1 protein-coding gene (cut by a window edge) is annotated in these 13294 nt (G+C 71.5%); it reads right to left on the bottom strand.

The features are described 5' to 3' along the window. Positions 1–13250, bottom strand: partial view of a non-ribosomal peptide synthase/polyketide synthase gene (locus tag ACFXGJ_RS15200; protein ID WP_378621268.1) — the beginning only. The gene continues 13942 nt to the left of window position 1, outside the view; the window shows 13250 of its 27192 coding nt (coding positions 1–13250); the start codon lies at positions 13248–13250; its stop codon lies beyond the left edge, outside the window. Between the last annotated feature and the right edge of the window lie 44 nt (positions 13251–13294).

The raw sequence follows: 13294 nt of genomic DNA, 5'->3' as shown, positions 1-13294 counted from the left end.
TGACCGACGGAGTCGTCCCGCGTGAGCGCGGCCTCGATCTCGCCGAGCTCGATCCGCAGTCCCCGCAGCTTCACCTGGAAGTCGGTGCGGCCCAGGTACTCCAACTCGCCGTTCGCGTTCCACTTCGCCAGGTCGCCGGTCCGGTACATCCGGGAACCCGCGTCGCCGAAGGGATTCGACACGAAGCGGTCCGCCGTCAGGTCCGCGCGCCCGACGTAGCCCCGCGCCAACTGGACGCCCGCGAGATAGAGCTCTCCCGCGACACCCACCGGCTGCGGGCGCAACCGGGCGTCGAGCACGTAGGTCTGGGTGTTCCACACCGGCGCACCGATCGGGACGACCGTCGTGTCCGCACTCGTCTCGTGGAAGGTGACGTCGACGGACGCCTCCGTCGGGCCGTAGAGGTTGTGCAGCCGGGCCCGGCTGCCGCGGTGGAAGTCCACGACCGCCTTCGGCGACAGTGCCTCGCCGCTGGCGAACACGTGCCGCAGCGACTCGCAGGCGGACACGTCTGCGTCGCCGAGGAACAGCTCGAGCATCGACGGCACGAAGTGCAGCGTCGTGATCCGCTCGTCCCGGATGATCCGCTCGAGATACCTCGGATCGCGATGCCCGTCCGGATCCGCGATCACAAGGCGCGCACCGGTCTGCAACGGCCAGAACAGTTCCCAGACCGACACGTCGAAGGTGACCGGAGTCTTCTGCAGCACCGAGTCCTCGGCGCCGAGTCGGTACATGTGCTGCATCCACAGCAGTCGGTTCACGATGCCACGGTGCGGGACACCGACGCCCTTCGGCCGGCCGGTCGAGCCCGACGTGTAGATCACGTACGCCAGGTCGTCGTCGTGCAGGGGCCGAGTGCGTTCGGCCGGAGCGATCGGGCCGCTCGCCGCCGCGGAGAGGTCGAGGGTGTCGATGTCGACCCGGGCGGTGTCGGCGCCCAGTGCCAGCTGCTCACCGGACACACTGAGCACGCACACCGGCGCGGCGGCGGCCAGCACGTAGGCCGTGCGGTCGGCCGGGTGGTCGGGGTCCAGCGGCACGTACGCGCCACCGGCCTTGACGATCGCGTAGACGGCCACCATGAGGTCGAACGACCGCCGGATCCCGACGCCGACCCTGCTGTCCGGACCGACACCCATCGCGATCAGGTGCCGGGCAAGGCGGTTGGCGCGGGCGTCGAACTCCGCGTACGAGAGAGTGCGGTCGGCGAACACCAGCGCACTCGCGTCGGGAGTCGCGGCCACCTGACGATCGAACAGATCCACCAGGGTGGCCGACTCGACCGGGTGCCCGGTCGCATTCCACTGCGTCAGAACCAGATCCCGCTCCACCGGGGCGAGGATCTGCAGGTCCCCGACGGGTCGGGTCGGCTCCGCGGTGACCTCGTCGAGGATCCGCGTGAACCGCTCGACCATGCCGCGGACGGACCGCTCGTCGAAGAGGCTGTCGGCGTATGTGAAGACCGCGGACGTCGTGCCGGCACCCGGCTCCGCGTTGGGGAACACGACCAGGTGCAGGTCGAACTGCGCGACGTGCAGGTCCCAGTCCACCGGTGCCACCTGCAGGCCGGCCAGTTCGAACTCGCCGTGCTGCAGGTTCTGGAAGGAGAACCCGACCTGGAAGATCGGGTGGTGTGCCGTGGTCCGAGTCGGGTTGACGGCCTCGACAACCCGCTCGAACGGCACGTCCGCGTGACCGAACGCCGCGACGTCGCGAGTCCGGGCCTGCTCCACGAGGGCACCGAACCCGGCAGCGCCGTCGACCTGCAGACGCAGAGCGAGGGTGTTGACGAACATGCCCACCACGTCGTCCACCACCGCCTCGCCGCGTCCGGCGATCGGGGTGCCCACCGCGATGTCGTCGCTGCCGCTCAGTCGCGCCAGCAGAACGGCGAAGGCCGCGTGCATCGCCATGAACAGGGTCGCGCCGTTGTCCTGCGCGATGGCCGCCAGCCGTGCGACGACGGCGCCGTCGATCTCGAACTTCACCTCGCTGCCCACCTGCGAGGCCACCGCGGGTCGCGGCCGGTCCGTCGGCAGTTCCAGCAGGTCCGGAAGCCCGGCCAGGGCGTCGGTCCAGTAGGTCAGCTGCCGGGAGAGCACCGACGTCGGATCGGTGTCGGCGCCCAGCACCTCGCGCTGCCAGAGCGCGAAGTCCGCGTACTGCACCGGCAGGGGCTCCCAGCCCGGCGCGAGTCCCTCGGCTCGTGCCGCGTAGGCGACCATCACGTCCCGCCCCAGCGGGCCGACGGAGAACCCGTCGGCCGCGATGTGGTGCACGACGACGAGGAGGACGTGCTCGACGTCCGAGATCTCGAACAGCCTGGCCCGCAACGGAACACCCGCGGAGACGTCGAATCCCTGCGACACGAAGTCCGCGATGGCCGGGAGCAGGGCTCCCTGCGACATCTGCTCGTCGTCGAGGTCGAGTCCGGTGTCGTCCACGTCCAGGATCTCCTGGTACGGACCGTCATCGGAGTTCGGGAAGACGGTGCGCAGCGACTCGTGCCGCGCGAGCACGTCCCGGACCGCCGCCCGCAGCGCCGCGACGTCCAACTCTCCCGACAGTCGCAGGGCGATCGGCACGTTGTATGCCGCCGACTGCGGATCGAACTGGTTGAGGAACCACATCCGTTGCTGCGCCAGCGACAACGGAATCCGCGCGGGACGCGGACCGGCCACCAGCGCACGGCGACCGCCGGAGCCCGCGTGCTGTTCGAGGGCCACCGCCAGGGCCGCCACCGTCGAGAACTCGAACAGCATCCGAACCGGGACCTGTGCGTCGAGCGCCGCACCGAGCCGAGAGACCACCTGCGTCGCGATGAGCGAGTTGCCGCCGAGCGCGAAGAAGTCGTCGTCGATGCCGACGCGCGGACCGCCGAGCACCTCGGAGAAGACACCGGCCACGATCTCCTCGATCGGCGTCGACGGCGCCCGGAACTCACGTTCCTGCATCTCCGGCACGGGTAGGGCCTTGCGGTCCAGCTTGCCGTTGACCGTGACCGGCAGCGCGTCGAGGACGAGCACCTGCGCGGGCACCATGTACGACGGCAACGGACCTGCCAGCTCGTCGCGCAGGGCCTGCGGGTCGAGCGCGACCCCCTCCTCGCCGACGGCGTAGCCGAGCAACCGGTCCCCCGTGTGCGGATCGTGGTGCAGCACCACGACCGCCTGGGCCACGCCCGCGCAGCCTGCCAGGGCGGCCTCGATCTCGCCCAGTTCGATGCGCAGACCGCGCAGCTTGACCTGGGAGTCCGCGCGGCCGATGAAGTCGAACTGACCGTCGGCGGTCCAGCGCACCAGGTCACCGGTGGCGTACATCCGGCTGCCGGGCGCCCCGTGCGGGTTCGCCACGAAGCGACCCGCCGTCAGGCCGGCGCGGTCGTGGTAGCCGCGGGCCAGACCGGCGCCCGACAGATAGAGCTCACCCACGACACCGACCGGCACCGGTCGCAGCCGTGCGTCGAGCACGGCCGCACCCGCACCCCCGATCGGGGCGCCGATGGTGATCCGGTCACCGGGCGACAGCGGCTCGGTGGAGGTGATGACGATGGTGGTCTCGGTGGGGCCGTAGCAGTTGAAGAAGCGCCGCCCCGGCGCGAGCCGGGCCACCAGTTCGGGCGGGCACACGTCGCCGCCGACCATCACGGTGCGCAGGTCGGGCAGGTCCCGGGTGTCCAGGGTGCCGAGCACCGCGGGTGCGGTGAGGGTGTGGCTGACCCGCTCCTCGCGCAGCAGGGTCGCGAGTTCGTCACCGCCGACGACCTCGGGCGGGGCGATCACCATCGTCGCCCCGGCGCTGAAGGCGGCCAGCATCTCGAACACCGACGCGTCGAAGCTGGCGGACGAGAGGCGCAGCACCCGCGACCCGGGCGCGAGGCCGACCTCGGGGCGGGTGTCCGCGCAGAACGCGGCGAGCCCGGTGTGGGTGACCTCGACACCCTTCGGGGTGCCCGTCGAACCGGAGGTGTAGATCATGTAGGCCACGTTGGCCGTGGTCAGGACGGCGGTCCGGTCCGCGTCCGTCACCGGAACGTCGGACGCCGAGTCCAGTTCGGCGAGCACGTCCTCACCGTCGAGCACCAGCCACTCGACGCCGCCGGGCAGCACGCCGCGCGTGCGCGCGACCGTCAGGCCGACGGCCGTGCCGGAATCGGCGAGGATGTACTCGATCCGGGCGGTCGGGAGGGCGGGATCGACGGGAACGAAGGCCGCACCGGCCTTCGCGACGGCCCAGAACGCGAGCAACGCCTCGACCGAACGCGGGAACGCCATCGCCACGAAGGTCTCGGGACCGATTCCCCGCGAGATCAGTGTCCGCGCAAGGCGGTTCGACCGTCCGTCGAGCTCCGCGTAGGACATCTCGACCCCGTTCAGGGTCAATGCCGCCGCCGTCGGATCCACGGCTGCGCCGGTGGCGAGGATCTCGGGCAGCAGTCGGGTCCGCGGCACCTGCGCGACGGCGCGGTCGGCGAGCATTGCCCGCTCCGGCCCGTCGAGCAGGTCGACCTCGCCGACGACGACCGACGGGTCGTCGACGACGGAGCCGAGCACCCGCACCAGCCGGTCGACGAACCCGCGCGCGGTGGCCTCGCCGAACAGGTCCGCGGCATAGGTCAGCGAGCCGGCCATGCCGTCGGCGCCCTCGCGGAAGGTCAGTTCCAGGTCGACCTTGGCGACGTCGATGCCAGGATCGAGCATCGACACCCGCACGTCCGGCAACTCGAGCGTGCCGACACCCTGGCTCTGCAGGGAGAGCGCCACCTGGAACAGCGGTGAGTACGCCTGCGACCGAGGCGGATTCGCGACCTCGACGACGCGTTCGAACGGCACGTCGGCGTTCCCGTACGCGGCCAGGTCGACGGCGCGGGTGCGGGCCAGCAGGTCCGCGAAGGTCAGCTCCGGGTCGACCTCGGTGCGCAGCACCAGCGTGTTGACGAACATGCCGACCACGTCGTCGAGGGCGGCCTCGCCGCGACCGGCGATCGGGCTGCCGACCGCGATGTCGGTGGAGCCGCTCAACGCCGCCAACTGCACCGACAGGGCCGCGTGCAACACCATGAACAGGGTGGCGCTCCGGTCGAGGGCCAGCGCCCGCAGGCGGTCGGTCAGGTCGGCGTCGAGTGCGAAGTCGACGCGTGCGCCGCGGAACGAGGCCACCGCCGGACGCGGTCCGTCCGAGGGCAGTTCGAGCACTCCGGGTGCCCCGGCCAGCCGGTCCGCCCAGTAGGCGAGCTGGACCGCCGCCTGCGAGGCCGGGTCGTCCTCCGACCCGAGCACCTCCCGCTGCCACAGCGCGTAGTCCGCGTACTGCACCGGCAACGGCTGCCAGTCCGGGCCCTCGCCGCGGGTGCGGGCCGTGTAGGCGGTGAGCAGGTCCCGCGCCAGCGGCAGGGTCGAGAAACCGTCGGCGCTGATGTGGTGGATGACCAGCACCAGCACGTGGTCCTCGGTCGCGAGCCGGAAGATGCCGCCGCGCAACGGAACCGCGGTGGTCACGTCGAAACCGTCGGACACGAGGCCTGCGATCGCGGCCGGCAGTGCGGCCTCGCCGTCGACCTCGACCGGGGTCAGCGGGATGGTCACCTCGGCTGCGGGCAGGATCGACTGCCGCGGACCGTGATCGGATTCCGGGAAGACCGTGCGGAGCGACTCGTGCCGGGCGATGACGTCGTGCACCGCGGCGGCGAGGGCCGCCGTGTCGAGGGCGCCGGTCAGTCGCACCGCGAGCGGGATGTTGTACACCGCGGATTCGGGGTCGAAGCGGTTGAGGAACCACATCCGCTGCTGCGCCAGCGACAACGGAATCGACTCCGGCCGCTCCCGTGCCGCGAGGGCGACGCGGTCCGCGACCTCGTGGTCGTCCAGCAGGACCGCGAGATCGGCCACCGTCGAGCTGCCGAAGATCTCCCGGACACGGAGCCCGGTACCCGCGGTCGCGTTGAGCCGGGCGACCACCTGGGTGGCACTGAGCGAGTTGCCGCCGAGCGCGAAGAAGTCGTCGTCGGCGCCGACCCGCTCGGTCCCGAGCACCTCGGCGAAGACGTCCGCGACCAGCTGCTCGGCGGCGGTGCGCGGCGGCTGGTACTCCCGGACCGCGAACACCGGCGTCGGGAGGGCGCGGCGATCCACCTTGCCGCCCGGCGTCAAGGGCACCTCGGCGAGCACCGTCACCGACGCCGGCACCATGTACTCCGGCAGTCGATCGCGGACGTGGGCCACCAGCCCGGCGACCTCGAGGTCGACACCGCTGCGGGGCAACACGTACGAGGCCAGCGAACGCACGCCGCCGGGGCCGTCGAAGCCCACCGTCACTGCGAAGTCCACGTCCGGGTGAGCGGACAACACGGTGTCGATCTCACCCAGCTCGATCCGGTGACCCCGGATCTTCACCTGCGCGTCGGTACGGCCCAGGTACTCGAGAGTCCCTTCCCGCGTCCACCGCACCAGGTCACCCGTCCGGTACAGACGCGAACCCGCGCCTCCGAACGGGTTGGCCACGAACCGCTCCGCAGTCAGCGGCAGCCGCGCGTGGTAGCCGCGCGCCAGGCCGACTCCCGACAGATAGAGCTCTCCCGCGACACCGACCGGCACCGGGTGCAGCCGGGCGTCCAGTACGACGACGTCGGTGCCCACGACCGGACCACCGAGCGTCACCGGCCGACCCACGACCATGGGATCGGAGTGCACCGCGACCACTGTCGACTCGGTCGGCCCGTACGCGTTGAACATCTTCCGGCCCGGAGCCCACCGCTCGACCAGCGACGCCTCGCAGGCGTCACCGCCGACGACGACCACCTCGAGATGCTCGAGCCCGGCCGGATCGACCGTGGCCAGCGCGGCGGGCGTCACGAAGGCATGCGTCACCCACTGCTCGCGCAGCAGCTCGGCGAGCGCATCGCCGCCGTAGACGTGCGTCGGCGCCACCACCATCGTGGCTCCGGCGCCGACCGCCATCATCAGCTCGAGCACCGAGGCGTCGAAGCTGGGCGACGCGAAATGCAGTGTCCGGGAATCGGTCCGCACCCCGTAGCGGTCGCGCTGGTCGTCCGCGAAGGCACGCAGGCCGGCGTGGCTGACCACGACGCCCTTCGGGACACCGGTGGACCCGGAGGTGTAGATGACGTACGCCGGGTTCTCCGGCCGCACGACGCCCGAGAGTTCGGCGGCGGTGAGCGCGGCCGCGGACCGTGCCGCCACCCGCTGCGCCGAGTCGGCCTCGTCGAGCACCAGCCAGCGCACCGAATCGCCGAGCGCCGAACGGCTGTCCTCGACTGTCACACCCACCGCGGTACCCGAGTCGGAGAGCATGTGCTCGATCCGATCGGCCGGATACGTGGGATCCACGGGCAGGAAGGCGGCACCCGTCTTCGCCACCGCCCACACCGCGGTCACGGACTCTATCGACCGCTCCAGGGCGACCGCGACACACGACTCGGGCCCGACCCCCATCCCGATCAGCTCGCGCGCAACACGATTCGAGCCCGCGTCGAGATCGGCATAGGACAGAGCTGTCCCCTCGAACACCAGCGCGACCCCGTCGGGATCAGCCGCGACGGCCTCGGCGAGCAGCTCTGCCAGGGTCGACGTGGAGAGCTCGGGTCGGGACGGTGCCGCGCCCAGGGCCAGCAACGACGCCCGTTCCGCCGCATCGAGGATGGCGATGTCACCCACCGGCGCCGCCGGGGTGCGGACCGCGGCGGTGAGGATCCGCAGGAACCGAGTCGCGAATCCGACCACGGTCTTCTCGTCGAAAAGATCAGTGGCATAGACGAACTCGGCGGCGGCACCTTCGGAGTCCTGCAGCTCACTGACCGTCAGCTGCAGGTCGAACTTGGCCACTCCGAAGTCCAGCGGCTCGCGCCCGATCTGCAGGCCAGGCAGGGCGAATCCGTCGACCGGCAGGTCCTCGAACGCCAGGACCACCTGGAACAGCGGATGGTGCGCCAGGGAACGCGCGGGTGCCGCGACCTCGACCAGACGCTCGAAGGCCACGTCCGCGTGCCCGAACGCGGCGAGGTCGACTGCGCGGACCTCACCGACCAGTTCGTCGAACGAGCGTGCCCCGTCCACCTCGGTGCGCAGCACCAGGGTGTTGACGAACATGCCCACCACGTCGTCGAGCGCGGCCTCGCCGCGGCCGGCGACCGGGGTGCCGATGGCGATGTCGGCGGACTCGCTCAACCGGGCCAGCAGCACCGCCAGTGCCGTGTGCAGCACCATGAACGGCGTGGCGTTCGCGCGCCGGGCGATCTCACGGACGCCGTGATAGACGTCCGCGTCGATGGTGAAGGGCACCGCGGCGCCGCGATAGGTCGGAGTCGGCGGGCGACGGTGGTCGTAGGGCAGCACCAGCAGGTCCGGGAGTCCGGCCAGCCGCTGCGCCCAGTACCCGAGCTGGCCCGCGACCAGCGACTGCGGGTCGGATTCCGAGCCGAGGATCTCCTGCTTCCACAGTGCGTAGTCGGCGTACTGGACCTCCAGCGGCGCCCACCCCGGCGCCTGCCCGTGGGCGCGGGCGCCGAACGCGACCATGACGTCCCGGGCGAGCGCCTGCATCGACCACGCGTCGATGCTGATGTGGTGCACGACCATCGAGAGCACGTGCTCGTCGGGCGCCACCCGCAGCAGGCGCAGCCGCACCGGCGTCTCGGTGGTGACGTCGAAGCCTCCAGCAGCTTCGTCGCGCAGTCGATCCGCGAGCTCGGCGGGCGTCACCGCCGCGACCGGCAGAGCGACGTCGACGTCGTCCACCTCGAGGACCACCTGGCTGGGACCGTCCACCGAGTCCGGGTAACGGGTGCGCAGCGACTCGTGCCGACCAACCACGTCCGCGACCGCGTCGCGGAGCGCGTCGACGTCGAGGGTGCCGCTCAGCCGCAGGGCAACCGCGACGTTGTAGGCCCCGGAACCGGTGTCGAACTGGTTGAGGAACCACATCCGGGACTGCGCCGGCGACAGCGGGATCCGCTCGGGGCGGTCGATCCGGGTCAGTGCACGACCCAGCCCGTCGCTGCCACCGTCGTCGAGACGGGCCGACAGGGCCGCGACCGTCGGCGCCTCGAACAGCTCGCGCACGCTCACCCGCACGCCCAGTTCGGTGTGCAGCCGCGCGAGCAGCCGGGTCGCGAGCAGCGAGTTGCCGCCGAGGTGGAAGAAGTTGTCCGATGCGCCGACCCGAGGCGCCCCGAGCAGCTCCGCACAGATCCGCGCGACCACGAGTTCGGTGGCGGTGCCGGGGGCGACGAACTCGGCACCCGCGAACTCGGGTTCCGGCAGCGCCTTTCGGTCGAGCTTGCCGTTCGCGTTCAGCGGGAGCTCGTCGAGAACGACCAGCACCGACGGCACCATGTAGGCCGGCAGGTCACGCCCCACCGCCTCGAGCACCGCAGCCCGGTCGATCTCCGCACCCGGCGCGGCCACCACGTATCCGGCGAGGAACTCGCCGCCCACGCCCCCGCGCAGCGTCACCACGGCCTGACCGACCGTGTCGGTCCGGGCGAGCGCCGACTCGATCTCGCCGAGCTCGACGCGCTGCCCGCGCAGCTTCACCTGGAAGTCGGATCGCCCGATGTACTCGAGCTCGCCGTGGCCGTTCCAGCGCACCAGGTCGCCGGTCCGGTACATCCGGGCGCCCGCCTCCCCGAGGGGGCTTGCGACGAACCGGTCCGCGGTGAGGCCGAACCGACGGCCGTAGCCACGGCCGACACCGACGCCTCCGACGTAGAGCTCACCCACGACACCCGCAGGGACCACCCGCATCCGGCCGTCGAGCACGTACAGATCGAGATTCGCGATCGGCGAGCCGATCGGCACGCCGGCGAGGTCCGAGGCCGACGCCGCGCGGCTCGAGACCACGTCCGACGCCTCCGTCGGGCCGTAGCTGTTGACCACGTGCAGCCCGGAACTCATCAGGGCCGCAATCTTGCCGACCCGGATCGGCTCACCGCCGAGGACGACCACGTCGAGCCCGGACAGGACACCGTCGCCGTCGCTGTCCACGACCGCCTCGAACGCGCTGGGCGACATGTTCGCCAGCGCCACACCGCCGTTGCCGACGATTCGCAGGATGTCCCACGGGTCGAAGCCGTCCGCCGCGAGGTGGATCGTGCGCCCGTCGGTCAGCGCCGCCCAGACGTTCTTCTGCGTCAGGTCGAAGCTCGGCGACGACGCGATCAGCAGTCCGCCGTCCGACGGCAGCTCGCGCCGATACCACGCGAGGGTGTTCTCGATGCCCGCCATCGGCACCAGCGTGGGCTTCGGCTTGCCCGTCGACCCCGAGGTGGAGATGACGTAGCCCAACCGCAGCCCCGCGCCCGGCTCACGCCACCGGTCGACCGGACGCGGCGCGGCCGAGTCGGCTCCGCCGAACCCGTCCATCGCGACAACCGTCGCGGCCAGTTCGCGCGCCGTCTCGCTCACCACGCACCGCGCACCGGTGTCCTCGAGAATCGACTCGATCCGCTCGGCGGGGTACGTCGGGTCGATCGGCGCGTAGGCCGCGCCCGACTTCCAGACCGCCAGCATCGCGACGACCCACTCCACCGACCGCGGCAGCAGCAGCGCCACGACGTCGTCGACGCCGACACCGAGCCGCGTCAGCTCGAGGGACAACGCCGTCGACCGGGCGTCGAGCTCCGCGTAGGTGACCGACCGATCGCCGGCCACCACCGCCGCGGTGTCGGGGATCAGGTCCACCTGCGCCCCGAACATCGCCACCGGAGAACGCCGTTCGGCGGGCAGACGGTCACCGTGTGACCACCCGAGGATCCGCTCCCGCTCGCCCTCGGCGAAGAGGTCGATCTCCCCGACCGCCAGGTCCGGCTGCAGCGTCATCGTCTCGAGGATCCGGACCAGCCGGGCGATCAGCACCGTCGCCGCGTCGCGGTCGAAGGACTGGGGTGCGTACCGCAGGCTCAGGCGCAGCTGCGGGTCGAGGATCGAGGTCAACGTCAGGGCGAAGTGGGTCGCGTCCTGCGCGTCGAGGTCGAGTACCCGCATCCCCCCGATGTCGGTGTTCTCGTCGAACCCGGACTTGTCCATCGGGTACGACTCGAAGACCGTCAGGGTGTCGAACAGCTCCCCCACGCCGACGGCGGCCTGGATGTCGCCGAGGCCGACGTGATGGTGATCGAGCAGGTCCGCCTGGTCCCCCTGCAGGCGGGACAGGTAGTCCGCAACCGCCTCGTCCGGGTCGATCTGCGCGCGCACGGGCACGGTGTTGATGAACAGGCCGAGCATGGACTCGACGCCGGCCAGTTGCGGCGGGCGACCGGACACGGTGGCACCGAAGGTGACGTCGCCCCGCGACAGCAACCGGGCCAGCAGCAGACCCCACGCCGCCTGGATCACCGTGTTCACCGTCACCCCGCGCTCGCGGGCCATCCGGCTCATCCCGTCGACCATGCCGTCGGGCAGCTCGACGACCAGCTCCTCAGGCAGCGGTCCCGGTTCCCCCGGTACCCGCGCGGGTGCGATCAGGGTCGGTTCGGTGACCCCGTCCAGCGCCCGTGCCCAGGCCGCCCGCGCAGCGTCGTCGTCGGCCCCGGCCAGCCACTCGAGGTAGTCCCGGTACGAACGCGGGCGAGCCAGATCCGCGACATCTGCGCCAGCCGCGTACGAGACCAGCAGTTCGCGCACCAGCAGCGGCATCGACCAGCCGTCGAGGACGATGTGGTGGTTGGTGATCGCGAGGACGTACCGCTCGGCAGCCGTCCGGATCAGCAGGATCCGCAACAGGGGCGGGCTGTCCATCGCGAACCGGGCGATCCGCTCGTCGTCGAGCAGTTTCTGCAGGCGGACCTCCTGTTCGTGCTCGGACAGAGCCCGCACGTCCACCTCACGCCACGGCACGTCGACGTTCTCGTGCACGATCTGCACCGGGGTGCCGTCCTCCGCGTACCCGAATGCGGTGCGAAGGTTCTCGTGACGACGAACCAGATCGGTTGCGGCCGAACGCAACCTGCTCGAATCGACGGTGCCCGCCAGGCTCAGTCGCAGCTGCGCGGTGTACACGTCCACCGTCTGCTCGGCGAGTTCGGCGTGGAAGAGCAGGCCGCGCTGCAGCGGCGAGAGCGGCCACACGTCGGACAGCACCGGGTACCGGCTCTCCCACCGTTCGATCTCGGCCTGGCCGACCCGGACGAGCGGGAAGTCGGACGGGGTGAAGCCGCCTGCGGCGGGCTGGTCGGCGTGCGCCGCGAGCCCTTCGAGGGCACGCCGCCACAGGCCGGCGAGGTCGGCGACCTCGTCGGCGGTCAGCAGCCCGGTGGGGAACGCGAAGGTGGCCGACAGCCGCGGCCCGTCGACTCCGTCGTCGACCACCGCGTTCACGTCCACCACCGCCGCGACGGTCAGTTCGGGACCGCTCGCGGCGTTGAGATCCGGCGCGTCCGGGTCCGGGATCCAGCCCATGCCGCGCATCGACTCGGGCACCTGGGCCGCGCCGGTGCGGCCCAGGTAGTTGAAGCTGATCTGCGGCACGGGCAGTGCCGCGAGCACCGGAGCGGTGTCGCCGTCGAGGTACCGCAGTACGCCGAACCCGACGCCCCGGTTCGGGACCGCGTGCAGCTGCTCCTTGACCGCCTTCATCACGGTGCCCGCCGCGTCGCCACCGTCGACTGCACTGCCGAGATCCACCCCGGCCAGGTCCAGTCGCACCGGGAACAGGCTGGTGAACCAGCCCACCGTCCGGGACAGGTCGGCCCCGGCGACGGCGTCGTCCTCGCGACCGTGTCCCTCGAGGTTGAGCAGGACCGACGGCACCTCGAGCCCACGGCCACTGCGCCACAAGGACACCGCCACCGCGAGTGCCGCGATCAGTCCCTCGCTGACACCGCACCGGAAGGCGCCGGGCAGGGTGGTCAGCAGGGACTCGGTCGCCGCGGTGGTCAACTCCACTCGCACCCGGTCGGCGGTCTTGACCGTGTCGAGATCCGGGTCGAGGTCCCGGGCGCCGAGCGCCGGGTCCGGACCGGAGAGAACCTCGGTCCAGTGATCCATCTCGCCGGCGAACGCCTTCGTGGTCGCCGAATCCGCGACGCCGTGGGCCCATCGGCGCAGCGAGGTCCCGACCGGCGCCAGGTCCGGCACGGCTCCCGCCGCCGCCTGCATCCACGCCTGCGCGAGATCCGGCACGATGGTGCGCCACGACACCCCGTCGACGACGAGGTGGTGGGCAACGATCAGCAGCCGATCCGGGTGCTCCGCCGCAGACGATTCCGTTGCCAGCCAAGCGAACTGGATCATGATTCCGTCTGCGGGATCGAGCCGGCCCGCGGCCGCCCCGCACC

It is taken from the genome of Rhodococcus sp. NPDC059234, assembly GCF_042754225.1.
Taxonomy (GTDB): Bacteria; Actinomycetota; Actinomycetes; order Mycobacteriales; family Mycobacteriaceae; genus Rhodococcus_G.
Note: the sequence above shows the minus strand (reverse complement) of the source record. Positions and strands in the feature narration are given on the sequence as shown.